Annotated in this window: 25 protein-coding genes; 13 read left to right on the plus strand and 12 right to left on the minus strand. The window is 39.0% G+C overall.

From position 1 onward, the window contains the following. Window positions 1-105: 105 nt before the first annotated feature. The gene (locus ACN0TV_RS02835) at window positions 106-1569 is read left to right on the plus strand and encodes an aminoacyl-histidine dipeptidase (RefSeq protein WP_417359894.1); all 1464 of its coding nucleotides are present in this window, start codon (window positions 106-108) and stop codon (window positions 1567-1569) included. 107 nt (window positions 1570-1676) lie between these two features. Here the strand turns inward: ACN0TV_RS02835 and ACN0TV_RS02840 are convergent, their stop codons facing one another. Beyond that, window positions 1677-2045, minus strand: a complete 369-nt coding sequence (locus ACN0TV_RS02840) for a winged helix-turn-helix transcriptional regulator (RefSeq protein WP_417359896.1) — start codon at window positions 2043-2045, stop codon at window positions 1677-1679. 106 nt (window positions 2046-2151) lie between these two features. Between ACN0TV_RS02840 and ACN0TV_RS02845 the strand changes: the two genes are divergently transcribed. Continuing rightward, window positions 2152-2781: a nitroreductase family protein gene (locus tag ACN0TV_RS02845; protein WP_417359898.1), complete on the plus strand. Its 630-nt coding sequence runs from the start codon at window positions 2152-2154 to the stop codon at window positions 2779-2781. A 148-nt stretch (window positions 2782-2929) separates the two neighbouring features. Here the strand turns inward: ACN0TV_RS02845 and ACN0TV_RS02850 are convergent, their stop codons facing one another. The 4 genes from ACN0TV_RS02850 to gltB form a co-directional block, all read right to left on the minus strand. After that, entirely contained in the window at window positions 2930-3658 is a 729-nt protein-coding gene (locus tag ACN0TV_RS02850) for a DUF4369 domain-containing protein (protein WP_417359900.1), read from the minus strand. Between the two features lie 54 nt (window positions 3659-3712). Continuing rightward, on the minus strand, window positions 3713-4972 hold the full coding sequence (locus ACN0TV_RS02855) for a DUF819 domain-containing protein (protein ID WP_417359902.1): 1260 nt from the start codon (window positions 4970-4972) through the stop codon (window positions 3713-3715). 130 nt (window positions 4973-5102) lie between these two features. Next, on the minus strand, window positions 5103-6563 hold the full coding sequence (locus tag ACN0TV_RS02860) for a glutamate synthase subunit beta (protein WP_417359904.1): 1461 nt from the start codon (window positions 6561-6563) through the stop codon (window positions 5103-5105). Window position 6564: 1 nt separating this feature from the next. After that, window positions 6565-11085, minus strand: coding sequence for a glutamate synthase large subunit (gene gltB / locus ACN0TV_RS02865; protein ID WP_417359905.1), 4521 nt, complete (start codon window positions 11083-11085; stop codon window positions 6565-6567). 488 nt (window positions 11086-11573) lie between these two features. Here gltB and ACN0TV_RS02870 point away from each other — a divergent pair, with 488 nt between their 5' ends. Further along, window positions 11574-11945 (plus strand): GNAT family N-acetyltransferase, encoded by a 372-nt coding sequence (locus ACN0TV_RS02870; protein ID WP_417359950.1) that lies wholly within the window; start codon window positions 11574-11576, stop codon window positions 11943-11945. Between the two features lie 132 nt (window positions 11946-12077). On the opposite strand, the gene ACN0TV_RS02875 is transcribed toward ACN0TV_RS02870, so the two are convergent. Then, window positions 12078-13220, minus strand: a complete 1143-nt coding sequence (locus tag ACN0TV_RS02875) for an acyl-CoA dehydrogenase (RefSeq protein WP_417359906.1) — start codon at window positions 13218-13220, stop codon at window positions 12078-12080. A gap of 68 nt (window positions 13221-13288) precedes the next feature. Between ACN0TV_RS02875 and ACN0TV_RS02880 the strand changes: the two genes are divergently transcribed. Beyond that, window positions 13289-14365, plus strand: a complete 1077-nt coding sequence (locus ACN0TV_RS02880) for an anhydro-N-acetylmuramic acid kinase (RefSeq protein WP_417359907.1) — start codon at window positions 13289-13291, stop codon at window positions 14363-14365. 69 nt (window positions 14366-14434) lie between these two features. Here the strand turns inward: ACN0TV_RS02880 and ACN0TV_RS02885 are convergent, their stop codons facing one another. The 3 genes from ACN0TV_RS02885 to ACN0TV_RS02895 form a co-directional block, all read right to left on the minus strand. Further along, window positions 14435-14902, minus strand: coding sequence for a DUF4168 domain-containing protein (locus tag ACN0TV_RS02885; protein WP_417359909.1), 468 nt, complete (start codon window positions 14900-14902; stop codon window positions 14435-14437). 155 nt (window positions 14903-15057) lie between these two features. After that, window positions 15058-16965 (minus strand): RecQ family ATP-dependent DNA helicase, encoded by a 1908-nt coding sequence (locus ACN0TV_RS02890; protein WP_417359911.1) that lies wholly within the window; start codon window positions 16963-16965, stop codon window positions 15058-15060. A 37-nt stretch (window positions 16966-17002) separates the two neighbouring features. Beyond that, on the minus strand, window positions 17003-17539 hold the full coding sequence (locus tag ACN0TV_RS02895; RefSeq protein ID WP_417359913.1) for an AAA family ATPase: 537 nt from the start codon (window positions 17537-17539) through the stop codon (window positions 17003-17005). 111 nt (window positions 17540-17650) lie between these two features. Between ACN0TV_RS02895 and ACN0TV_RS02900 the strand changes: the two genes are divergently transcribed. The 9 genes from ACN0TV_RS02900 (at window position 17651) to ACN0TV_RS02940 (ending at window position 24200) form a co-directional block, all read left to right on the plus strand. Beyond that, window positions 17651-17941 (plus strand): DUF493 family protein, encoded by a 291-nt coding sequence (locus ACN0TV_RS02900; RefSeq protein WP_417359915.1) that lies wholly within the window; start codon window positions 17651-17653, stop codon window positions 17939-17941. 92 nt (window positions 17942-18033) lie between these two features. After that, window positions 18034-18672: a DUF4290 domain-containing protein gene (locus tag ACN0TV_RS02905; RefSeq protein WP_417359917.1), complete on the plus strand. Its 639-nt coding sequence runs from the start codon at window positions 18034-18036 to the stop codon at window positions 18670-18672. Window positions 18673-18689: 17 nt separating this feature from the next. After that, window positions 18690-20000 (plus strand): UDP-N-acetylglucosamine 1-carboxyvinyltransferase, encoded by a 1311-nt coding sequence (gene murA / locus ACN0TV_RS02910; protein ID WP_417359919.1) that lies wholly within the window; start codon window positions 18690-18692, stop codon window positions 19998-20000. A gap of 173 nt (window positions 20001-20173) precedes the next feature. Next, window positions 20174-20713: a bifunctional pyr operon transcriptional regulator/uracil phosphoribosyltransferase PyrR gene (pyrR, locus tag ACN0TV_RS02915; RefSeq protein ID WP_417359921.1), complete on the plus strand. Its 540-nt coding sequence runs from the start codon at window positions 20174-20176 to the stop codon at window positions 20711-20713. Between the two features lie 7 nt (window positions 20714-20720). Further along, window positions 20721-21650 (plus strand): aspartate carbamoyltransferase catalytic subunit, encoded by a 930-nt coding sequence (locus ACN0TV_RS02920; protein WP_417359923.1) that lies wholly within the window; start codon window positions 20721-20723, stop codon window positions 21648-21650. Between the two features lie 4 nt (window positions 21651-21654). Further along, window positions 21655-21987, plus strand: a complete 333-nt coding sequence (locus ACN0TV_RS02925; protein ID WP_417359924.1) for a ribonuclease Z — start codon at window positions 21655-21657, stop codon at window positions 21985-21987. Between the two features lie 24 nt (window positions 21988-22011). Continuing rightward, complete coding sequence (locus tag ACN0TV_RS02930) at window positions 22012-22917, plus strand: ribonuclease Z (RefSeq protein ID WP_417359952.1); 906 nt, start codon at window positions 22012-22014, stop codon at window positions 22915-22917. An 18-nt stretch (window positions 22918-22935) separates the two neighbouring features. Then, window positions 22936-23589 (plus strand): pyridoxamine 5'-phosphate oxidase, encoded by a 654-nt coding sequence (gene pdxH / locus ACN0TV_RS02935; protein ID WP_417359953.1) that lies wholly within the window; start codon window positions 22936-22938, stop codon window positions 23587-23589. Between the two features lie 119 nt (window positions 23590-23708). Next, the gene (locus ACN0TV_RS02940; protein ID WP_417359925.1) at window positions 23709-24200 is read left to right on the plus strand and encodes a CAP domain-containing protein; all 492 of its coding nucleotides are present in this window, start codon (window positions 23709-23711) and stop codon (window positions 24198-24200) included. 58 nt (window positions 24201-24258) lie between these two features. On the opposite strand, the gene ACN0TV_RS02945 is transcribed toward ACN0TV_RS02940, so the two are convergent. From ACN0TV_RS02945 to ACN0TV_RS02955, 3 genes are read right to left on the minus strand one after another with little or no spacing between them, the layout of a single operon-like run. Further along, window positions 24259-25011 carry a hypothetical protein gene (locus ACN0TV_RS02945; protein ID WP_417359927.1) on the minus strand — a complete coding sequence of 251 codons (753 nt, stop codon included), beginning with the start codon at window positions 25009-25011 and terminating at the stop codon, window positions 24259-24261. Further along, a complete protein-coding gene (locus tag ACN0TV_RS02950) occupies window positions 24932-25564 on the minus strand; it encodes a hypothetical protein (RefSeq protein ID WP_417359928.1) in 633 nt (210 codons plus the stop codon). The genes ACN0TV_RS02945 and ACN0TV_RS02950 overlap by 80 nt, the downstream gene beginning before the upstream one ends. A 36-nt stretch (window positions 25565-25600) precedes the next feature. Beyond that, window positions 25601-26308 carry a hypothetical protein gene (locus ACN0TV_RS02955; protein WP_417359930.1) on the minus strand — a complete coding sequence of 236 codons (708 nt, stop codon included), beginning with the start codon at window positions 26306-26308 and terminating at the stop codon, window positions 25601-25603. Window positions 26309-26437: the final 129 nt, after the last annotated feature.

Below are 26437 nucleotides of genomic sequence, written 5' to 3' on the forward strand. Positions count from 1 at the left end.
ATATGCGTATTTAAGAATCTTTTATTTTTTAAAAGCAATCCCTGCTCTAGAATGCGGATTTCTAAATTAACATTGGTATTTTTGCGGAAATCTAAATTTATAAAAATGAATTCAGAGATTAGAACATTAGAGCCGACATCGGTTTGGAATAATTTTGCAGATTTAAACGCTGTGCCTAGAGCATCGAAAAAAGAGGAAGCGGTAATTGGATTTATGATGGCTTTTGGAGAAGGATTAGGACTTCCAACACTAAAGGATGAGGTTGGAAATGTGATCATCAGTAAGCCTGCAACGCCGGGAATGGAAAATCGTAAGACTGTGGTACTACAGTCGCATTTGGATATGGTACACCAGAAAAACCGTGAGACAAAGTTCGATTTTAGTACCCAAGGTATTGAAATGTTGATTGTCGATGGTTGGGTAAAAGCAAACGGAACTACCTTGGGTGCAGATAATGGAATGGGGGTAGCCGCCATTATGGCGATTCTACAAAGCCATGAATTAGCGCACCCGGCTATTGAGGCTCTGTTTACCATTGATGAAGAAACTGGAATGACAGGGGCTCAAGGTCTTAAAGGTGGAATTCTAAAGGGAGAGATCCTTTTGAATTTGGATACGGAAGAAGATGATGAAATTGATATAGGATGTGCCGGTGGTGTAGATTTAACTGCAAGCCGAAACTACAGAGAAGAAGAATCTCCTTCAGGTATTACTGCATATCAGATTAAAGTGAAAGGTCTTCACGGAGGTCATAGTGGTATGGATATTCATCGCGGCTTTGGTAACGCTAACAAAATAATGAATAGACTGTTGTTCGAAGGTTTTGAGAGTTTTGGACTGCGCATCGCAAGTATTGATGGGGGAGGACTCAGAAACGCTATCCCTAGAGAAAGTGAGGCTGTTATTGTAGTGGATGAAATTCACCATGATGCTTTTGCTTTAGAGTTTAATCAATTGGCATCTTCTATAAAGAAGGAACTCAAAGTGATGGAGCCAAATCTTGTGATTAGTGCTGAGGTAACAGAAGTTCCTACACATGTAATGGAACTGGGTGTTCAGGAAGGTATCACAAGAGCTATTTATGCAGCTCATAATGGTGTATATGCTATGAGTCCAAGCATGGAAGATTTGGTGCAAACATCCAATAACATCGCTAGAGTTAAAATTAAAGAAGGGAAGCTTAAAGTTATGTGTTTAACACGTTCTTCAGTGGAGTCTTCTAAGATCGATCTGGCTAATGCTTTGCGATCTAGTTTTGAGCTCTGTGGATGTGCCGTTGAGCTGAAAGGGTTCTATCCTGGATGGAATCCGAATATGAAGAGTCCTATTCTAAAGGTCTTGACTGCGAAATATGAAGAATTATTCAGTGCTAAACCAAAGGTTGTTGCTTGTCACGCTGGATTAGAATGTGGAATTTTAGGTCAAAATTATCCAGATATGGATATGATTAGTTTTGGTCCTACCATTAAAGGAGCACACTCTCCGGACGAAAGGGTGGAGATTGAATCCGTACAGAAATTTTGGAAGTTTTTAAAAGAAATACTTGCTTATACTCCAGTTCGTGAGTAGTTTAGGTTTTTCTAAAGTATAGTTTAATATCCGTTGTTAGATTTTGTTGTTTTCAGCTGGTTCAGAAAACACTGAAATTCGATGACGGATATTTTTTAATAAAAATTTTATTGAAATTGCCCTATTATCTTTTTCCTGTGATTTAATCCCCACTCCGCAATAGTTAGGGTAAGAGGCTTAAGTGTTTGACCATACTCGGTAAGCTGGTAGCGAACGGTGATAGGGTGGGTGCATAACACCTCTCTGGTGATAAGTTGGTTTATTTCAAGCTCTTTGAGTTCCCTGCTCAGCATCTTTCCTGAAATACCCTCTACTTCTCTCAAAAGTTCAGAATAACGCATGGACTGAAATGTCAGGCAGGATATAATAGATATCTTCCATTTGCCTCCAATAACATCGAAAGCATCATGAATTGCCCTGATGTTACTTCTGCACAATTTGTTTGTCCCAATCAGTGTAGCCTCTTTTTTGTCCATACCCAAATTTAATTGGTGGTTACTTTTTTGTCACCATTACTTTTTGTCATAAAGTTACTAATTGTCACCAAGTGATTATAACTTTGTGGTATAAAAAATTAAAATTATGGATTTAATACAAGATTTAACTTGGAGATATGCCACCAAAAGCTACTCCGATAAAAAAATATCTGAAGAAAAACTAAACTTTATTAACACGGCCATCAATCTTTCAGCATCCTCGTGTGGATTGCAGCCTTACCGCGTGTTTGTTATAGATAATGCAGAGCTAAAAGCGAAACTTGGGGAGACCTCTTTTAATCAACAGATCGCTCAATCTTCACATTTATTGGTCTTCGCTGCATACAATACAGTGACAACCCATCATATCAAAAACTTAGTGGAATTAACTGCCGAAAAACAAGGTGTAACCGTAGATGCACTCGATGGATTATTCAGTTCCATGGACTCATATTTTAGCAATAGAACTGATGAGCAAAATAAGCACTGGGCGGAAAAACAGACTTATATTGCTTTGGGCACAGCATTAATTGCTGCAGCGAATCAAAAAGTAGATGCTACTCCAATGGAGGGTTTTGATCCTGAGTTATTCGATGAACTACTAGGGTTGAAAGACAAAAACCTGCATAGTGTTGTTATACTTTCTCTGGGCTACCGTGATCAGGATAAGGATTACCTAGCCAATGCCCCTAAGGTAAGAATAGCCACCGAGGAAATGGTGACAATGATTGGCTGATTATTTATTTGCCTATGAACTGTGGTTTGGTATTGAACTTAATATTCCACAAACAAATATAGCCTAAAACCCATTTAATGCTCTATACATTTTAGGCTATATTTGTTTGATTTTCTCAAAAGGTAATATTGGTTTTGAACCTCGTTTTCTAGTTCATACTATCCTTTACTGCAGCGGCTTGTTCTTTAATATCCGCGATATAATCTGCTAGTAATTTACCGTATTTCGAGTCAGCAACTTCAGGAGTAAGAGTGTTTGAAATTGAATCCAAGTATTTTATGTTAACGTTATAAGCGTCTACAAGCGTAATGTAAGGCGCTACGTAGGAGTCTGTGTTGTTTAGCGCAAAGTTTATAGTGTACAAGTAGCTTCTTGTAGCATTTTGGTTTGAACGCTGCTGTAAAGAATCCGCTAAGTCGGTATTTCCGGCTCTACTGGCGTCAAAAATTTCTTTGATAAGGTCTAAGTTTTCACCTCCAAATTTTGATCGAACTTTCTTGTATTCATTCCATTTGGTATGGCTTTCTGAACCTTCTACTTTAGCCTCCGGTGCGAAATAATCCCTTGTAGTTTCAACGGTGATGATACCGGGCTCTGCAAAAATTTCGAGCTGGTCGTTTAACTTGTTTCTGTCGTTTTTATCTAAAGATAGTGTTACGACCTCTGGGCCTTCAATGTTGGTGGTTAACTCAAAGTTAGGATTTCCTTCTATTGTTACGGAATCAACACTTACCATAATGCTATCTTGAGCTTTTTGTAAATATATCTTTCCTTTACGCAGTCCTTCAACAGTTCCTTTTACAGTCAGATTTCCGGTTTCTTTCCCGCAGGAAAGTGCTATAAGTGCGGTCAGTAGTAAGGTGAATAGTTTGTTCATTTGTTTTATTTTACAAAACGCAAATATGCATAATTCTTATTTAAGATACTAGTTTTAGGATGCCATTTGCATTAAATAGGCACATAAAATGGCTCCGTATGTTCCTACGGCATATCCGAAGACAGATAGTAGTACTCCAACGGTTGCAAGTGATGGATGAAACTCTGCTGCGACTACTGGGGCAGAGGCTGCTCCTCCAACGTTGGCTTGGCTACCTACAGCTAAAAAGAAATAGGGAGCCCTGATGAGTTTTGCTATCACAATTAAAAGCAATGCATGAATTGCCATCCATACCAATCCAATAACAAGTAATCCTGGATTTTCGAATATTCTAAATATATCCATTTTCATACCAATGGTGGCTACCAATATATAAATACAGATAGAACCAAACTTACTTGCGCCGGCACCTTCATAATTTCTGAATTTGGTAAATGAAAGGCCTATTCCAATGGCCGTAGCTATGGTGATCATCCAAAAGAACTGCGACCCGAAAGAGGAAAGTGCACTGGATTTATCGCTAACGGCATCAAAATTAGTGGTGAGAAACTCTGATATATTATTTGCTCCCCAATGCGAGATAGACACAGGGACAAACGCTAATGCAAGGATTACCATATAGTCCGAGAGGCTTGGTTGACGCGATATACTATCAGAAAACGCAGTGACCTTTTTCTTTAAGACCTCTATAGCACTATTGTCTGCTTTTAACCAACGATCAATTTTATCACTTTTACCTGCTCCTAATAATATAATGGCCATCCATAAATTAGCTACTACGATATCTACCAGAACCATTCCACCGTATTTTTCCGGGTTGTACTTAAAAATCTCCAGCATTGCGGCCTGATTTGCTCCACCACCAATCCAACTACCAGCCAAAGTGGCTAGACCTCTCCATACAGCGTCCGGACCTACACCACCAATAGTCTCAGGAGAAATAATGGAAACTAGTAGTATTGCCAATGGGCCACCAATGATGATCCCAATGGTTCCTGTGAAAAACATAATTAGCGCCTTTGGCCCTAGGTTAAATACAGCTTTTAGGTCAATACTGAGTGTCATTAAAACCAGTGCTGCGGGCAATAGGTATCTACTGGCAACAAAATATAAGTTCGAAACTTCATCTGAAATAATTCCAAATGAATTAAATAGAGAGGGTAGTAGGTAGCACATTAATACTCCAGGGACAATTTTGTAAAACTTGGTCCAAAAGGAATTAGAACTCGCAGTAGTGTAAAAGACAAAACCTAGACATAACATTAAGATGCCCAAGGTTACCGTATCGTCTGAAAAAACAGGAGAATTTTGCATGAAAAAAAATTTTTCGGGAAAATACAAAAACCCTTGGAATTATCAAGGGTTGTGAATGTTTTAAAAAAAAGCTGACCCAACAAAGTGTTGAGCCAGCTTAAGGTCACTAAAACAAATATAACTGCTTCTTCTAGGCGGCCGGTAGGTCACCTTTTTCTTTCGTTGGTAGTGAGGATGATCCCATTAAGTACTTGTCTACGTGGTAGGCGGCCTCTCTCCCTTCTGATATAGCCCAAACGATAAGTGATTGTCCTCTTCGCATATCTCCAGCGGCGAAGATATGTGGAATGTTTGTTTGATAGTTATTGCCGGCTTTGATATTGCTTCTTTGGTCAGTGTTTAATCCTAGCTGTTCACTTAGGGTGTCCTCTGGACCTGTAAAGCCTAGAGCGAGTAATGCTAAATCGCATGGCCACTCCTTTTCAGTACCTTCAATTTCTTGTAGTTGTGGGCGCTCCCCAGGAATTTTAACCCATTTTACTTCTACGGTTTTAATGCCTTTGAGATTGCCATTAGCGTCTTTTACCATCTCCTTAGTTAGGATACTCCAATTGCGTTCTACCCCTTCTTCGTGAGACGAACTGGTTTTGATGGTGAAGGGCCAAAACGGCCAAGGGTTTTCTTCATTTCTATGCTCAGAAGGCATAGGCATGATTTCAAAATTTGTAACCGATTTAGCACCATGTCGGTTGGATGTTCCTACACAGTCAGAACCTGTGTCTCCACCTCCAATGACGATGACATCTTTTCCTTTGGCGTGTAAATCAGCAGTGGTTTCTGCTAGACCATCGACCACCTGGTTGTTTCTTTTTAAGAACTCCATAGCTTGGACGACACCTTTTGCGTCACCTCCTGGAATGGGTAAAGCTCTTCTTTTAGTTGCACCTCCACAGAGTACTACTGCATCAAAATTATGAAGGTCTTCTGTGTTGTAGTTTACCCCAACATGAACTCCAGTTTTGAATTCGATACCTTCTTCTTCTAAAATAGCCACACGGCGATCAATCACTTTTTTCTCTAATTTAAAATCAGGGATACCATAACGCAATAGGCCACCTACTTTTTTATCTCTTTCAAATACAGTTACCGTATGTCCAGCTCTATTTAACTGTTGGGCTGTTGCTAATCCGGAAGGACCGGAGCCGATGACGGCTACTGTTTTTCCACTGCGTTTTTGAGGTGGATTTGCTTTGATCCATCCTTCTTTAAAACCGCGTTCTACAATATATTTCTCTATGAGTTCTATGGAAACAGGAGATTTGATGATGCCAAGCACACAGGCAGATTCACAAGGTGCCGGACATAAACGTCCTGTAAACTCTGGGAAATTGTTGGTAGCGTGGAGGATGTGAAGAGCTCTCTGCCAGTTATTCTTGTATACAGCGTCGTTGAAATCAGGAATTAAATTCCCCAACGGACAACCACTATGGCAGAATGGTATTCCACAATCCATACAACGTGCCCCCTGATCGCTTAGTGCCTTTGGTTCGAGCTCTTTGGTGAACTCTTTATAATCCTTAAGACGCGTATCAACAGCTAGGGTAGCTTCTTGTTCTCTCTCGTATTCTAAAAATCCTCTTAGTTTTCCCATCTTATGCTGTTGTTAATTCTTGTTCAACTTCTGTGTTCTGATTGGCTATTATTTCCAATGCTTTTTTGTATTCCGTTGGCATCACTTTTATAAAATCCTTACTGTTTTGCTGCCAGTTACTCAGTATTCTAGCGGCTAGTGGGCTTTGTGTGTGTTCCAAATGATTTGTTATCAGTTGTTTTAACTCTTGTACATCTTCTTGACTCAGAGGTTCGAAGTCCACCATTTCCATATTGATATCATTGGTGTCCAGTTGATGTTCCGGGTTGTAGATATAAGCGATTCCTCCACTCATTCCAGCAGCAAAGTTTCGACCGATCTTACCTAGTATTACTGCAATACCTCCTGTCATATATTCACATCCGTGATCTCCAATACCTTCCACAACGGCTTTAGCACCAGAGTTCCTTACCAAGAAACGCTCTCCTGCGATTCCATTGATATAGGCCTCTCCGTTAATAGCGCCATACATGGCAACGTTTCCAATGATGACATTTTCTTCCGGTTTAAAGGTGGCTTGCTTTGGAACCTTGACAATTAATTTAGCTCCTGAGAGTCCTTTGCCAAAATAGTCATTAGTGTTTCCGTTGACGGTCATCGTTATCCCCTTGGTTGCAAATGCCCCAAAGCTTTGTCCGGCAGAGCCTTTAAAGTTTAAGTGAAGGGTATCTTCAGGCAACCCTTTTTCTCCGTGTATTTTTGAAATCTCATTGCTGAGAATAGCGCCTGTGGTGCGGTTGACATTGGTAATGGAGAAGTCTAAGCTCATTTTCTCCTTACGGTAAACCGCCGGATGGGCTTTGCTTAAAATTTCAAAGTCCAAAACACCTTCCAATTGATGATCTTGTTTTTTGGTGTTGTACAGTTTTACATCTTCTGCAACTCTAGGCTTATACAGTATTTTTGATAAATCAATGCCTTGAGCTTTATAATGATCAATGGCGGTATTCATGTCAAGTTTTTGACTTTGACCTACCATTTCTTGTATGTTTCTAAATCCAAGATCAGCCATGATTTGTCGAAGTTCCTCTGCTACAAAATACATGAAGTTGATCACGTGTTCCGGACTTCCTTTAAAGTTTTTACGCAATTCAGGATCCTGGGTTGCAATACCTACCGGGCAGGTATTTAGGTGACAAGCACGCATCATGATACAACCTGAGGCTACAAGTGGAGCCGTAGCAAATCCAAATTCCTCAGCCCCAAGTAGACAAGCTACTGCGACATCTCTTCCTGTTTTAAGCTGTCCGTCACATTCTACCACGATTCTATTTCTAAGATCGTTGAGAATAAGAGTTTGTTGTGCCTCTGCAATACCTAGCTCCCATGGAAGACCTGCATGACGTAATGAGGTTAATGGTGATGCTCCTGTTCCTCCGTCAAACCCAGAAATTAGTACAACATCAGCCTTGGCTTTAGCCACCCCGGCAGCAATAGTTCCCACTCCGACTTCTGATACTAACTTGACATTGACTCTAGCTTCTCTATTGGCGTTTTTAAGGTCAAAGATTAATTGTGCTAAATCTTCAATGGAATAGATGTCGTGATGTGGAGGAGGCGATATTAGTCCCACATATGGTGTTGAATTTCTGGTTCTGGCAATATCAGGGTTTACTTTAGGTCCGGGTAATTGTCCTCCTTCTCCTGGTTTTGCTCCCTGTGCCATTTTAATTTGTATTTCCTTGGCGCTGGATAGGTAATTTATCGATACCCCGAAACGCCCGGAAGCAACTTGTTTAATGGCACTATTTCTCCAGTTGCCATTGAGATCCTTATTGAATCGATCAGGGTTTTCTCCGCCTTCACCGGAATTACTTCGTCCACCGATCCTATTCATGGCAATGGCTAAATTTTCGTGAGCCTCTTTGCTAATGGAACCAAAAGACATTGCCCCTGTTTTAAAACGCTTAACAATCTCAGTCCAAGGTTCTACTTCATCAATGGGGATCGGATTAAGGCTTTTGAACTTAAACATCCCTCTAAGGGTCATGAGCCTCTCGCTCTGCTCATTGATCATTTCTGCATATTGTTTATAGCTTGAATACTTATTGCTTCGTACGGCTTGTTGTAATTTGGCAACAGTAGTCGGATTGAACATATGGCGTTCGCCATTTCTTCTCCAGCGATAGTCCCCTCCGATTTCTAAATCAAGCTTGGCATAATTGCTATCCTCGGCGTATGCTTTGCGATGTTTGTTTTGTATTTCTTTTTCGATTTCATAGATCCCAATACCTTCAATACGTGTAGGGGTATTGGTGAAATATTTATCGACGAATTTTTTGTTTAGTCCAAGTGCCTCAAAAATCTGCGCTCCCCGATAGGAGTGCAGGGTAGAGATTCCGATTTTATTCATAATCTTAACAATTCCTTTCCCGATGGCCTTGTTGTAGTTTAAGACAGCATCTTCGAAGGTATTGGTGATCTCACCATCCTTAACAAGTTCAGCGATGAGCTCATTAACCATATAAGGGTTAATTGCACTGGCACCATATCCGAAGAGCAAAGCAAAATGATGTGGTTCTCTTGGCTCAGCTGATTCTATGATAATTCCGACAGAAGATCTTTTTTCTCGACGACTTAATTCATGGTGAACAAAAGAACAGACCAATGCTGATGGTATTGGAGCCAAGTCTTTTGATATATTTCTGTCCGAGAGTATGATGATGTTGTTGCCACTATCGATGGCAGTTGCAATTTCTTCAACCATAGTATCCAAACGTGCCTCTAAACCATTGAGCCCTTTTTCAATTTCATAGAGCATAGCAATAGAAGTTGCTTTAAAGTCCGGATGATCAATATATTTAATTTTATCTAAATCTTCGTTAGAGATTACAGGATTGTGGATTTTTAGTTTTTTGCACTGTTCAGGGATGATGTCAAAAATGTTTTTATCCCCTCCGATACAAAGGCTGATGTCAGTTACGATTTCTTCTCGGATCCCATCTAATGGAGGGTTAGTAACCTGAGCAAACAATTGTTTGAAGTAATTAAATAACAACTGTGATTTGTCTGACAATACTGCCAAAGGAGTATCTGTTCCCATGGATCCAATGGCTTCTTTTCCTTGGGTAGCCATAGGGGTAATAAGGGTCTTGATATCTTCTTCTGTATAACCAAAAGCTTTTTGACGGGTGACAAAATCTTCCTTCTCAACAGGGGTTTTGTTCCCGGTATAATCGATCTCGGATAAGTGTAATAGATTCTCATCCAACCAAGTTCTATAAGGTCTTTTGGTAACGATGCTATTTTTGACTTCTTGGTCGCCAATGATGCGCCCTTGGTTCATATCAACTAGGAACATACGGCCGGGTTCCAGTCTACCGTGTAGTTCGATGTTCTCAGGTTCGATGTCGATCACTCCTGTCTCAGAAGACATAATCACAAAACCGTCTTTGGTAACCGTATATCTAGAAGGTCTTAGACCGTTTCTATCAAGTAGGGCTCCTATATAATTTCCATCTGTAAAGGGAATGGATGCTGGTCCGTCCCATGGTTCCATGATACATGCATTGTACTCGTAGAAAGCTTTCTTATCATCGCTCATGGAGAGGTGTTTCTCCCAGGCCTCAGGAACCATCATCATCATTGCTTCAGGAAGCGAACGGCCTGTTTGTAGTAATAATTCCAAAACCATATCCATGGAAGCAGAATCTGATTTACCTTCCAGTACCACTGGTGGAATTTCATTGATGATTTCACCGAAGAGTTCTGTTTTGAACAGTTCTTCACGAGCTTTCATTCGGCTTAAGTTTCCCTTTAGGGTATTGATTTCTCCATTGTGGCACATATAGCGAAAGGGTTGTGCGAGATCCCAAGTTGGAAAGGTGTTGGTGGAAAAACGTTGGTGCACAAGAGCGAGTTTGGTAACAACCTCTGGTTGTTCCAAATCGATATAATAACGACTGATGTCTTGTGGCATCAATAGTCCTTTATATATAATGGTAGTCGTTGATAGGCTCGCAAAGTAGAAATAATCAGCTTCTGCTAAATTTGAATTTAGTATCGCGTGTTCTGCAATTTTACGAGCTGCAAATAGTTTTGCGTTAAACGATTGTTCGCTCAGATCTTGGTTGTTTTTTCCGATAAACACCTGTTTGATTGCAGGCTCAGTTTCAGCAGCAATAACCCCGATGCAGTTATGATCCACAGGAACATCTCTCCAACCTATAATACTAAGTCCCTGGCGCTGGATGTTTTGTTCAAAAATGTCAATACAAAGTTTGGATTGATTCTCTGATTTTGGGAGAAAGAGCATCCCTACTGCATATTGTTTCCTTTCAGGGATTTCAAAATCACATATTTGCTTGAAATAATCGTGAGGAATATCGATCAAAATACCGGCTCCATCGCCAGTTTTGCCATCCGAACTCACTGCTCCTCTGTGCTCCAGACGTATTAAAATATCTAGGGCTTTATGAATGATATCATTGGTCCTTACTCCATTTAGGTTACAGATAAAACCTGCACCGCAGTTGTCATGTTCGTACTCCGGAGAGTACAGTCCTTGTTTTAGTGGCTTCATATAGTCGAGTGATTTCCACAAAAATACCAAGAAAATTACGAAATTATTAATGTTTCATCGATAAGATTAGAATTAATGTAGCGTTATGAATAATTACTTGTTAAAAACATAATATAGTAAATGATATTAGGAGTATATTGTCATATTGTTAATGTGGCGCCAGTGTTATAGTAGTTTTTAAAAAAATAGGGGGGTATGTGTTATTTTTTGGTGATTTTTTAAGTAATAGTTGGTTTATTTAAGGGGTGTATGTGTTAATTATATATTTTATGTGGGGTTTTTGTAGTTTTTAATAGGGGTGTGGTTCATTTTAAATTAATTTATTGTTTTTGAGTACTGGACTGAGGGTTAAAGTTGAGAAGGTAATCCGGATAGCTCGAGCTTCGGTTGAGAGCCAAAATTCCTAGAGCCATGGTAAAAGATGATATTCTCACACGCTTTAATAATTACATTTGTGGTTATTACCCCATTTCAGATGAAGCATTCCTATAGCTTCTGATGAGCAAGCCGACCTTTGGGAAGAGCTTTATCCACAATGTTTTGGATATGTGATTTCTGCTAAGACATTGAAAACCACCATGGATCAAATCGATTATTTTTTGATTTACCACGATCATATTCCTATTGGAACTGTGATTACTTTGAATACAAACTATGTCGTTGGAATCCATGGAATGGGTATACTTCCATCATACCGTAAACAAGGGTTTGCTAAAGAGGTATTGCTTGAGTTTTTGAATAGGGCAGTTGAACAAAAGAGAACCATGGCAACTTTGCAAGCCTCTACTATGGGTAAAGCAATCTATAAGAGTATAGGGTTTAGAGAGGATTTTTTGCTTAGAAATTATAGGTTAAACTAATATTGACTACAAGTTGGGTTTGCATTAACTCGCACTAATGTGGTATGAGACAAACCTATCAATCACGATTATGAAGACTGGATCTCCAGTCTCCATAATACGTGTATTAGTATTTAGGAATGTAGCTAGTTGTTATTGTTCCAGAATGGCTCTAGAGATCACAATTTTTTGGATCTCAGAGGTGCCTTCATAGATTTGAGTGATTTTTGCATCTCTCATAAGGCGTTCCACATGATATTCTTTGACATAACCATTTCCTCCGTGGATTTGTACAGCTTCTATAGTGGTGTCCATAGCAACTTGTGATGCGTATAGTTTCGCCATGGCTCCGGAAAGATCGTAATTTTGCCCTTGATCTTTTTCCCAAGCTGCTTTTAGCACTAGATGTCTTGCTGCTTCTATTTGGGTATGCATATCTGCTAGTTTGAAGGCAATGGCTTGATGATTGCATATTTCGGTACCAAAGGATTTTCGGACTTTGGAATAGGCCTTGGCGAGCTCATAGGCTCCGGAAGCAATACCTAAAGCCTGAGCTGCAATTCCAATACGGCCGCCAGCAAGGGTTTTCATAGCGAATTTAAAACCGAAACCGTCTTCGCCAATTCTATTTTCCTTAGGAACCCTTACATCGTTAAAAATAAGGGAATGCGTGTCGCTTCCTCTGATCCCGAGTTTGTGTTCCTTAGGGCCGATCTCAAAACCGGGCATTCCTTTCTCTACTATAAAGGCATTGATTCCTTTGTGTTTTAGTTCTGGATGGGTTTGTGTGATGACCAAATAGACATCCGCGCTTGCTCCATTAGTGATCCAGTTTTTTGTACCATTAATAATATAATGGTCTCCATCTTCAATAGCAGTGGTTTTTTGGGAAGTTGCATCACTACCAGCTTCTGGTTCAGAAAGGCAAAATGCACCTAATATCTCACCTTTAGCCAGTGGGATAAGGTATTTTTGTTTTTGCTCTTCATTCCCAAATTTTTCCAATCCCCAGCACACTAACGAGTTGTTGACACTCACGATGACGGAACAGGAGGCATCTACTTTGGATAGTTCTTCCATTACCAAAACATAAGAAACGGTGTCCATGCCGCTTCCGCCGTATTGTTCACTGGTCATCATGCCTAGAAAACCAAGTTCGCCCATGCGCTTGACTTGCGCTTTCGGAAATTCTTGTTTTTCATCACGTTCGATTACGCCTGGTAGAAGTTCTGTTTTTGCAAAATCTCTTGCAGCTTCTTGTATGAGTAATTGTTCTTCAGTAAATTTGAAATCCATGGTTAATTTGTGATATATTTAATGAATCCACCAAATATAGTTTTAAATTGTAACATTTTCAATAAACCATGCTTATTTTTGCGGATATGGAAAAACAGTCTTATAAAGTTATCGGAGTAATGTCAGGAACTTCCCTAGATGGAATTGACCTGATTTATGTTCATTTTTCCAAGGATAATACATGGCAATTTGAAGTTCAAAATGCGCAGACTATTGAGTATCCCGATTCTTGGCAAAAACGACTATCTCAGTCCATGAATTTAAGTCAATCTGCCTTAGAAGAACTCAATAAGGAATATACGGCCTATTTAGCTGAGGTTATCTTGGCCTTTATTGCCGACAATGAAATTTCTGATGTTGATTTTGTAGCCTCACACGGGCATACTGTTTTTCATCAACCTGAGGCCGGTTACACACTCCAAATCGGTAACCTTCCTCAGATTGCAAGGTACCTGAATCTTAAAGTGGTTTGTGATTTTAGAGTGGATGATGTTGCCCTTGGTGGCCAAGGTGCACCTTTAGTCCCAATAGGGGATGCCTTGTTGTTCGCTCAGTACGATTACTGTTTAAACTTGGGAGGCTTTGCAAATGTGTCCTTTGTAGAACGGTCTACTAGAATTGCCTTTGATATTTGTGCAGTAAATACGGTAATGAATCATTTGGTTATCCCTTTAGGTATAGCCTACGATAAGGGAGGTCAAATCGCCTCCGGCGGAAGTGTGCATCAAGGCTTGTTAAATGAATTGCAGGCGTTACCCTTTTATCAGAAGCCCTATCCTAAATCTCTGGGGATGGAATGGGTGAAAAGTGAAGTCTTTCCTATTATAGAATACTATGATTTAAAGGTTGAGGATGTGTTGCGAACCTACGTGGAACATATTGCTTTGCAGCTAAGTGCAATTTTTAAACCAAACACTACAGTCTTGGCCAGTGGTGGTGGCGCTTATAACTCGTTTTTAATGGAAAGAACAAGGGAATTGAGTTCCGCAAATATTCATATTCCTGATCCTGAGATTGTGGATTTTAAAGAAGCTTTGATCTTTGGGCTTTTGGGAGTTTTAAAACTTGAGAACCAGGTCAATTGCCTAAGTAGTATAACTGGCGCTTCCAAAGATCATAGCGCCGGTCGGGTATACCAGTTTTAACTATTCAATATTACTGCCGGCGGTTTTTCAACCCACCAGCAGCTTGATGTTGCGATTTTCCTGAGCAATTTATTGCTGTCCTGCGGTGAGTATGGCTTGTAGTCGTTGTTGTAAGTCCTTATCGGACTGTAAAACTACGGCAACTTGTTGATAGCGCTCTATTGTAATACCTTCTTTAACGATGGCATCTTCCATTTGCTTCTGAAAGCTAGCTTGCTTATTTTGAATCTGGTTCATCACCACTCCGAATTTTTCTTTTTCTTCGCTGCTCGCTTCGACATTTTTGTCTGTTGCTACAGAGGCCTCATACAGTTCATTGAATCGTTCCAGTTCAAAACCGCTTTCTTCTACGGTTTTTACCATTTCTTGTTGTGCCTGAGCATTTACTTGCTGAATACCCATAAAAGCCTTGGCAACTTGCCCGAGTTCAGTGTCGGATACTTCTATTTTTTCCTGTGCCGGAGCTTGGGCAAACGTGGCTGCGCTGATCATTGTAAAACAAAAAATTGCTGCTTTGAGTCTACTTGTAAATTTCATGTAATATTAATTTTAATAGTTTTTAATTGTTCGAAACTACAATAATCTATTAGGAACACAAAAATCATGATGTTTTTAACAAAAGCTTAATTCAATGAATCTGTATGCTTTAGGCGTTGTATGTCTTGGGGAAACCCTTTGGATGTGATGATTTGTTATTTTAGAAAATAGGTACCGTTGTTGTCTTGGTCCATCCGTTGTTCCTCTAGCAGACTATCTATAGCCGCTTTGATATAAACGGCTTTAAAGGTGATGTTAGCGGTCAATTCGTCTTGAGTTTGAGGTTGCTTTTCGATAGCTTTTAATACCTCTTGTTTTACAATGCTGAGAATGTCTGGTGCAAGCTGTTGTTTCTTTTTGGTGCACACCGAACATATGCCACAATCCTTTGAGTGCTTTTGATCGAAATAACCAAGCAATTGAACACTTTTACATACCTGATCATTAGTGCAGTAATCGATGACATCTTGGAGTTGATCCGCTCTTATTTGATTGTAGTTTTCAATGGCTCTTGAAATGACATTTATCGTTTTATCATCCTCCCGTGGAATTAGAAAATTAATGTTGGTGTCCGCATTGTTGACCTGGTATTCACACATATTGTCTTTGGTTAATTGTTCTAGAAATAACTGAATTTGTTGTTCTGAACTTCCTGTCTTTTTTGAGAGCAGGCCTAAACGAATTGAAGTGGGGTAGTCAAATATACCGGGATAGCTGCGAAGTAGGGTTTGCACAATTTGTTCGATCACCGGATGCTGGTCCAGATATCTAAAGAGTTGGTGATGACTTGTGGTAAATTGTAATACCGTGTTTTTTGTCGGTTTTTCTAATAGTGAAATTACCCCGTGACGATCTAGGAGCTTAAGGCCGTTATAAGTTTTAGCTGTTGGAAGCTTATAGGTGTTACAGAATTCTTTGAAATTTAAGCTGAAGTTTTGGTGTTCGCCTTCTCCGTAGGGAATTTGAAAATAATTGTTGAGTTTGTTGTAAAGTAGCTTTACAAAATTTACATCGGGAAGTGATCCTAGGTATTGATCCTTGAGGAGTTTAATATCGTCCGATCCTTTAAGAATAACGGCATAAGCACGGCTTCCGTTTCTTCCCGCTCTTCCGGATTCTTGAAAGTATCCCTCCAAGGTGCTTGGGTAATTGTAGTGAATAACGCTTTGTACATCGGCTTTGTCAATACCCATGCCGAAGGCATTTGTGGCTACCATTACACGATTTACGTCGCCAAGCCACTGCTTTAGTTTTTCGCTTTTCTCCCAGGCTTCAAGTCCGCCATGAAAATAATCTGCAGTGATGTTGTTTTTTAGAAGAGCGTCTGCGATTTGCCGAGTTGCCTTTCGATTGTTTACATAGACAATGGCGCTGCCTTTATACTTTTGAAATATTTTCTGAAGACTTTGTATTTTATCCGTTGTCGGTAGGACATGGTAGGCAATATTGGGTCTATGGATGCTCTTTCTTATGAGCTGTGGTTTTGAGAGTTGTAGGTTCGCTATGATGTCGTCACATACTTTTTGCGTTGCAGATGCTGTCAATGCCATCATTGGAACTCCCGGCAATAGATCTCTAAGGAGTACACAGTCTCTGTAGCTCGGTCGAAAGTCGTTACCCCATTGTGAGATACAATGTGCCTCGTCAATAGCGATGAGGTTGACATTCATGGCCTTGATTCGCTGTTGTACCAAGTCCTGTTGTAGGCGCTCAGGAGAAAGGTATAGAAATTTAAAATTCCCATAAATACAATTGTCCAAGATTGCATCGACTTCTTGGTATTTCAGTCCACCTATAAGGGCAGCGGTCTTGATGCCGCGCTGTTTTAAATCGGCAACCTGATTTTCAATCAAAGCAATCAGTGGAGAAACAACAATACAAATCCCTTCGCTGGCCATGGAGGCCACTTGATAGCATAGGGATTTACCCCCGCCTGTAGGGAAGGAAATAAAGCAGTCTTGTTTTTGCAAGGCAGCTTCTACAGCTTTTTGTTGGAGCGGCCTAAAGCCTGAATATCCCCAAAACTCTTGTAATATTGTTATAGGATCCTTCTGATATTCCATGGTGTAATGGTCTTGTGTGCGAATTTATGAAAAATCCCTATTTCAATTGTGATTCTATGTAGTTGACTCTGTTTTCCACAGTGTCTAAAGGCACCTCGATTGGGGTGTATCCATAATTGAGGTAGGTTGCTTTAAGTGCGTTGTAGATGGCCGTGGCCTGTTCAAAACTCTCATAGCGTTCGTTGTCACAGCAATAAATTTCTTCCCAGGGGGGGAGCAGAAATACCATATCGTAAGGGTGATTGCGACAAGCATTCTTGAAATGTTCAGGATATGCTGTGTTGAAATAGTCCATATAGGCCACAGTATCAGGGATGCCACGGTCGAAAAAAATGGTTTTAGGCACGCTTTCAACTTCTTGGTATTGAGCAATCCTTCCATCAAGGAGCCTTTGGCTAAATAGTATAGGTTCGGTTAGAAATAATTGTTCTACTCCTTCTGCTCTGGCGGCCAGTATGACTTCCCGTGAGATCTCATCTAAACAATAGTGTCCGTGTGATTTTAAATGGTCGATAATCACGGTTTTTCCAGTACCCGGACCTCCTGTAATTACTATTTTTCTGTTTACTTGCATGATGTGTTTCAAAGCGCAAAAATAACTAAATGCAGTGGTTATTTAAAAATTGTAGAGGAAAACTGTATCTTTGCTCTCAGAAACAAAAGTGAAAAATTCAGTAGAGTTTAAATGAAAAACCCAGAAGAAGAGAAGGCATTTTACGAGCGATTGCAAGAACAGTTGGACGATACGACGAAATTTCCGTCAATTTATTTGTACAAATTTATCGTTCCAAGTACAGGTGGTAAAGTAGAACAGGTTATCTCTTTTTTTGACAACAGTGGTGCGGTAGTGAATACCAAAACTTCCTCTAAAGGAAATTTTACGAGTGTATCCATAGAGGTGACCATGGAAAGTTCTCAGGCAGTTGTTGATAAATATAAAGCTGTCAGCGTGGTAGAGGGTGTTATTTCTTTGTAAATACGCTTTGATAACCCGTAAATTTTCTTATTTTGCAATTTGTTTAATGCGATTATCGCAATGACTTCATCCTAATTAATTTTAATTTTATTTTGATAGATAATTTAGAATACAACAGTGAGCGACCAAAGCTTAATATTCCTGAGTACGGCCGCCATATACAGAAAATGGTCGACTACGTTGTAGCCATAGAAGATCGCGACCAGCGCAATAAGGTTGCGCAAGCCCTTATTGGAGTAATGGGGAATTTAAACCCTCATCTTCGAGATGTGCCGGATTTTCAACACAAACTATGGGATCAGCTGTTTATAATTTCTGATTTCCAATTGGATGTGGATTCTCCATTTCCAAAGCCTACCCGGGAGATACTTGAAAAACGTCCGGATCCACTACCTTATCCGCAGAACTTTCCTAAGTACCGTTTCTACGGAAACAATATCAAAAGGATGGTAGACGTTTGTGTAAGCTGGGAAGAAGGTGATTTAAAGGATGCTTTAAAGTTCACTATTGCCAATCACATGAAAAAAAGTTATCTGAACTGGAACAAGGACACTGTGAAAGATGAAACTATTTTCGAGCATTTATTTGAACTCAGCGATGGTAAAATCAACTTAGCAAAGTGGGATGAAGATTTAGCTGAGAGCAAGGATTTGGTGAAAAATAGAGTTAATAAACCAAGGCCAAACACCAATCCCAGAAAGAGTAATAAGGGGAGAAAGAAAAGATATTAAATCGGCATAGTATATTTATGGGTACATTCAAAATCGAAGGGGGCGCTAAATTAAGCGGAGAGATTACCCCACAGGGGGCAAAAAATGAAGCGCTTCAAATTTTATGTGCTGTATTGCTTACCGATCAAACGGTAACCATTCACAACATTCCAAATATTATTGACGTCAATAAGTTGATTAAATTGCTGGAGAATTTGGGAGTTAGTATCCGAAAAGTCGGAACCTCTTCATTTTCATTTAAGGCGGATAATCTAAACTTGGATTACTTGCAATCAGAACAATTTAAGGAAGACGGTAGAGGTCTTAGAGGGTCTATTATGATAGTCGGACCGCTTTTAGCTCGTTTTGGTAAAGGGTATATTCCTAAACCGGGAGGGGATAAGATTGGTCGTAGAAGACTTGATACGCATTTCGAAGGTTTCATCAAATTGGGTGCGCAATTCCGTTACAATAGGGAAGAGCATTTTTATGGTGTTGAAGCTAAAAGATTAAAAGGGGCGTACATGCTTTTAGACGAAGCTTCTGTAACCGGGACTGCAAATATTGTGATGGCTGCTGTCCTAGCAGAAGGAACCACAACGATATACAATGCTGCTTGTGAACCTTACCTTCAACAGCTCTGTAATATGCTGAACAATATGGGTGCAAAAATCTCCGGAGTTGGATCAAATTTATTGATCATTGAGGGAGTGGAAAGTCTTGGAGCAACGGAACATTCAGTACTTCCGGATATGATTGAGATTGGAAGTTGGATGGGGATGGCTGCAATGACCAAGAGTGAGCTGACCATTAAAAATGTGGGATGGTCTCACCTGGGGCAAATTCCTAATGTATTTAGAAAACTTGGAATCACTGTTGAAAAACGAGGTGACGATATTTATATTCCTGAACACGTAGATGGATACGAGGTTCAGAACTTTATTGATGGTTCGATACTGACCATCTCCGATGCGCCATGGCCTGGATTTACTCCAGATTTATTGAGCATCATCCTAACTGTTGCCACTCAGGCAAGAGGTAGTGTGCTTATTCATCAAAAAATGTTTGAAAGCCGTCTTTTCTTTGTTGATAAGCTCATTGATATGGGGGCAAAGATCATTCTTTGTGATCCACATCGCGCTACAGTGATTGGGCATGATTTTAAGTCGAGCTTAAAATCCACAGTGATGACTTCTCCAGATATCCGTGCAGGGGTTTCTTTATTGATTGCCGCTTTATCTGCCAAGGGAACATCAACCATTCACAATATCGAACAGATCGATAGAGGATATCAGAATATAGACGGTCGATTAAAAGCCATCGGAGCTAATATTGTAAGGCTAGATTAAAAGCCTTTGAGAGGTGGGGTTTGTGTTTGGTACTGTGATTTAAAAACAGTTGACCTGTGCAGGGTTGAGGTGTTTGGATTGCACTTCGGCATAAATATTTCACTTAAAACATCGGCTACGGGATTTTGTCCATAAAAATATGTAATTTTACATTCCATTTACTTCAAAAGCATATGAGTCAAAAAGTTCTACTTTCAGCAAAAGAGATCGATATCATACTCCACCGTTTGGCTTGTCAACTCATTGAGAATCATTTGGATTTTAGTGAAACTGTCCTAATGGGAATTCAGCCAAGGGGGATTTATGTGGCTGAACGATTGGCTAAAATTCTTCAAGAACATTACGGTATTGAGAACCTAAAACTAGGTTATCTGGATATAACTTTTTTCAGAGATGACTTCAGAAGAGGCGGAAAGCCCTTAGAGGCCAATAAAACAAAAATTGACTTTTTGGTCGAAGATAAAAATGTGGTCTTTGTTGATGATGTGTTGTACACCGGTAGAAGTATTCGCGCAGCATTGACTGCGATCCAATCCTTTGGTAGACCTAAGGAAATTGAATTGTTGACCCTGATCGATAGACGATTTAGCAGAAACCTTCCAATACAACCGGATTACCGAGGGCGGCAGGTGGATGCGATTAACGAAGAGAAAGTAAAGGTGATGTGGAAGGAACAGGAAGGAGAAGATAAGGTATATTTGATAAATAAATAGCTAAACGATGAGCGAACTAAGTGTAAATCACTTATTGGGAATAAAGTATATTAAGGAGTCAGATATTCAATTGATTTTTGAAACCGCTGACCAATTTAAAGAGGTTATTAATCGTCCTATTAAAAAAGTCCCTTCGCTACGGGATATCACAATCGCTAATTTGTTTTTTGAGAATAGTACTAGAACACGACTCTCTTTTGAATTAGCGGAAAAAAGGCTCTCTGCCGACGTGGTTAACTTTTCAGCTGCCCAATCATCGGTGAAAAAAGGAGAAACCTTAATCGATACGGTCAATAACATTCTATCGATGAAAGTGGATATGGTGGTGATGCGTCATCCCAACCCTGGTGCTGGAGTGTTCTTGTCTAAGCACATTAATGCTAGTATTGTAAATGCTGGAGATGGAGCTCATGAGCACCCTACACAGGCCTTATTGGATTCGTATTCTATACGAGAAAGATTAGGGGATGTAGCCGGTAAAAAAGTAGTAATTGTCGGGGATATTTTACACTCAAGGGTGGCGCTATCCAATATCTTTGCACTACAGATGCAAGGAGCAGAGGTGAAGGTATGCGGACCAAAAACTTTGATCCCAAAATATATCAACTCCCTAGGTGTGGAAGTTGAAATGGATTTGAGAAAGGCGCTTGAGTGGTGTGATGTCGCCAATATGTTACGAGTGCAAAATGAACGTATGGACATTAGTTATTTCCCTTCTACAAGGGAATATACACAACTCTTCGGAGTGAATAAAAAGTTATTAGATTCCTTAGATAAGGAAGTTGTGATCATGCACCCGGGACCTATCAATAGGGGGGTGGAAATAACCAGCGATGTAGCCGATTCCAAACAAGCCATTATATTAAATCAGGTAGAAAATGGAGTTGCTATTCGTATGGCGGTGATATATTTACTAGCTTCAAAAATTAAACAATAGGGGTATGATTATCGATAGTCAAGAGAACATTTCAGTACTTACACAAGAAAAAGTGTCATTAAGTACCTTTGTAGAGAACTTCAAGAAGGCCTTGCCTAGCCTTGAGAGCAATCATTTGATTTTGAACTTACTCTCCCTTGCCAGGGTTGATGCTAATGACCTTGTGGAGTTTTTAGAATTCTCTCGAAAACATAAGGCGGCTAAGAAGTCATTTATATTAGTAGCGAATGCGGTGGACTTTGAAAAGGTGCATACAGACTTAAGTGTGGCTCCTAGTTTAAGAGAAGCTTATGATTTAATTGAAATCGAAGATATAGAACGAGATTTGGAGTTCTAAACGGGGTTTAAAATTAAGACCATGATGAAATTGCATATATTGGGTTGTTATAGTGCTACTCCAAGGGCATTTACCAATCCAACTGCCCAGGTGCTGGAAATCAAAGGACATCTTTTTTTGATTGACTGCGGGGAGGGTACCCAAGTGCAATTGCGTCGTCAGAAGATTAAGTTTTCACGGATCAAACATATTTTTATTTCTCATCTGCACGGGGATCACTTCTTTGGTTTACCTGGACTGTTGTCTACTTTTAGATTATTGGGCAGGGATACAGAAGTTCATGTTTACGGTCCTAAAGGAATAAAACAAGCCGTGACAACCATGTTGAAGGTTGGACAAGCTTGGACGAACTACCCGCTGCTATTTCATGAATTGGACTCCAAAGAGTCCGAACTCGTTATGGAAGATGAGAAGGTGGAAGTGTTTACCATTCCACTCATTCACCGGGTGTACACCAACGGATATTTGTTTAGAGAAAAGATTGGTGAACGAAAACTCGATATTGATGCGGTGTTGAATTTAAATATCGATACCTGTTACTACCGAAATATTAAACAGGGAAAAGATTTGGTTTTGGATACCGGGGAGCGCATTGAAAATGAGCGATTGACTATGGATCCACCACCAACAAAGTCCTACGCCTTTTGTAGTGACACGGCCTATAATGAAGCGATGATTCCACTGATTAAAAATGTAGATCTGTTGTATCACGAATCCACATTTTTAGAACAGCATCACGACATGGCTACACAAACGGGACATTCTACAGCTATACAGGCCGCAACCATTGCCGATAAAGCTGGTGTAGGCACTTTGATTTTAGGGCACTATTCTACGCGATATAAGGATTTGGAACTTTTTAGATCCGAGGCTCACAGTGTTTTCGATAAGGTGGAACTGGCAGAGGATGGAAAGGAATTTAAAATTTAAGCACATTGGTATATGGCTATGGAAAATGAAAAAGATTTAAGTAATTACAGAAAGGTTTATCAAAAGAGTGCATTGGATCAAAAAAATGTTCCCCAGGATCCTATAACACTATTTCAACGTTGGTTTTATGAGGTAGAACAAAGTGGTTCTGTCGATGAGGTCAATGCCATGACACTTACTACAATTGGTTTGGATGGTTTTCCGAAAAGTCGTGTGGTCTTGTTGAAGCGTTTTAATGAAAATGGCTTTGTGTTCTTTACCAATTACAATAGTGAAAAGGGAAAAGCAATAGCTGCAAATCCTCATGTGTGTGTTTCATTCTTCTGGCCTGCCATGGAACGGCAAGTCATCATAAAAGGAACAGCGCATAAATTGGCTGAGAATCTCTCTGATGGCTATTTTGAATCCAGACCTAGAGGAAGTCAGTTGGGTGCTTTGGTGTCGAATCAAAGTGAACCTTTGGAGTCACGAGAGTATCTCGAAGACAAATTAAAGCGACTCGAAGCTCAATATGAGGGTAAAGAAATTCCACGCCCAGATTATTGGGGTGGTTTTACGGTTGAGCCACATAGTGTAGAGTTTTGGCAGGGAAGGCCAAATCGACTTCATGATCGCCTATTATTTAAATTGGGCGATGACTTCAATTGGGAGATAATTCGTTTAAATCCATAGGAAATTTGCATTTCAACGATTTTTTTTGCACTTTGCGGACTTATTGCAATGAAGGTTAGTGATTTGCCGGGTAAAATGAAGCCGGAATCCAAAGCCTGATATTGCTAGTAGTTTGGCCTATGGATGCTATATCAAAAATTAAAGCGTGGAGTGTAGCCTTGATTTCATGCTTTTGCTTGTTGAGTTGCTCGGATGAAAATGTTACCGAAGAAATTATTGCAGACCCTAGTGTGGATTATCTGCAGATGGAAACTCAAATCCTTGAGCAAATCAATAAATATCGTCTTAGTCAGGGGCTGACAGCCTTGGAGCCTATTGCACTTATCGCTGTTCAAGCCGATGATCACAACCATCATATGATCGCTAACCGGGAGGTGTGTCATCACGGTTTTGGCACCCGTGAAAAACAATTGGGAACTGGACTTGGAGCACAGGTCGTAGCTGAAAACGTAGGTTACGGATTTCAGACGGCTGAAGGACTTGTACAAGCCTGGATTCAAAGCGAGGATCATAAGAAAAACATGGAAGGTGATTTTGATAGTATGGGTATAGCAGCCTCTCAAAATGAGGATGGCTTATATTATTTTACTAATATTTTTGTCAAGCGCTAAAGAGTTACTGCTATACCTCGGTGCAAACGCATTAAAATAGTCCGTTGTCATATAAAATTCAAGAAATAGTTAAAATTCTATCGTAAATTATTTCGCAATCATCATTTCTCTTTTCAAGAAAAATAAATTTGGTCAATCCATCTAATGATGACCTAGAAATACCTACTACTAATAAAGCTTTGTCATAACTATCATTAAACCTAATTTCTGATGTAGTAAAAAGTAAATCAAAACTTTCCCAGAGCTTGTCATTGAGTCTTAAATCGTTATCGGTTGGAGCTTCTATAAATATATTGCCTCTAGTAGGTCTAAGGTTGGTTATATCTATCGATTTATTGCTTACTATTGTTTCATTTTTTAAAAATAAATTTTCAACTTTTTCCTTATACTCTTTTTCTTTAATAGGCGACATATAATACTCCTTTTCTTTTAACTCAAAGAGTTTGGGTCTTATTGCTACTATATGCTCCTGATTTAACCATTCATTTACATTCGGAAGATTTAAAATAGAATCCCTTATTCTTTTTAATGTATCGGGTACTCCCTCAGGCACAGGTGGAGGAATAATTAAGCTCGGTTTGACATATTCATCTATTACCTTCGACAATAGATTATATGTATTATCTACAATTTTTCTTTCTGATTCTTTTCCACCATTACACGAAAAAATAATAAATATGAATAAAATGAAACTAGGCTTAATTATGTTTATTCCCAACATGTTGTTAAAGTTATATTCTTTTAATAATTCCCCATAGTCCTTTTTTCTTTTCCAAATAAAAAGTTGCTGAATAAGATTCCAGCTTTTCATATTTTAAAGATGCTTTTATAACTGCTTTATTATTCTTTGTATTAAGAATGACTTTTGAAATTATTATTCTGCAATCTACCCCTATATAGGTTCCTGAGCCATAACTTTTCTCCATGGTTTTCTTATTGAAATACACAATAGAGTCTTCCTTAGCTATGTCAATATAATTAAGGTTTATGGTAGATTTAGTATGAAAATCACTACATTGGTTGACTAAATCTGATAATGACATTTCTTTTGTTATTTTAGATAAAATCGAAGTATAAAAAGTAGAATCAATTGCAATTATTTTTTGTCTATTGATATAAGTGATTACATCATTTCGATAATCTACAGAATCCTGATATGTTAAGCGCTTATCCTCATACTTTTTGGGTAATGGAGGTGGATATATAGGAGGTGAGGAAGGATTACTCATAGTATCTATGACAACGCTCAACACTTCAAATATATCATCATCCTTACTGTTTGTTTTTTTGTTTCCAATAGTACAAGAAAAATTTAATATTATACTAAAAAATAAGAGCAAAACAATATTCTTATTTACAATCATTTCCCAAGGTCGTATTTGACAAAAACAACTGTTTGTTTATGATATCCATGTTCCTATAATTCTATCAATATTCCATTTGCCTTTCCCATTTTTTTTAATAAAAATTTTCACTCCATGTCCACTTAAAACTCCTGTTGTATAGCCAACATTTAAAACTCCATAGGATTTTGTTTCATCAAACAAAATTCTCGAAAATTCTATTGATGCTCCAATATAAAAGTCGTATTCGGTCCTCCAAAGCTCCCGCCCTTTAGGAAATTGAGAACGATACTTGAATTCCAGCCTATCATAATTGGTTTTTAATTTTCTTAAATCAATTTTATAGCCTTTATTTAATTCGACATTTTCCGAACTACCAATAACTATATTTTGACCCTTGAAATGTTCCAATAATTCATTCAAATCTTCTCTTTTATAATTATTTATGGAGTCATTCACAATTAAATAAATTGAGGCTGAATCCTGTTTAATCGAATCTTTTTTCTTTCCCCAATCCCTCATTTTTTTTTCATATTCTTTTTCATAACTGATCTCATCTTTACCTTCTCTCCTTTTTAGGAAATCTCTCGGCGGTGGGGGTGGAATTAATCTTGAATCATAATATATAGAATCCATGATCAAGGGAAATATTTCGTAAAATACCACTTGCTCAAGTTCGACTTCTGACATATTTCTTTTTTTACAACTGCATAAAATACAGGCAAAAAACAATGGTAGAGCCAATATTATAATTATTCTTTTCATATGTGTTTTATTTTCATTTTAGTTAATTAAAGGCATAGTTTGCCTGTAAAACCAATAGATTTTATTAAGTATCCCTAGTATTTACAGTCTATCATTTGCCTTTACTTTTTTTAATTCCCCTAATTCTTT

The sequence above is a fragment of the Galbibacter sp. genome (genome assembly GCF_048266365.1).
In the GTDB taxonomy this organism is placed as follows: Bacteria; Bacteroidota; Bacteroidia; order Flavobacteriales; family Flavobacteriaceae; genus Galbibacter.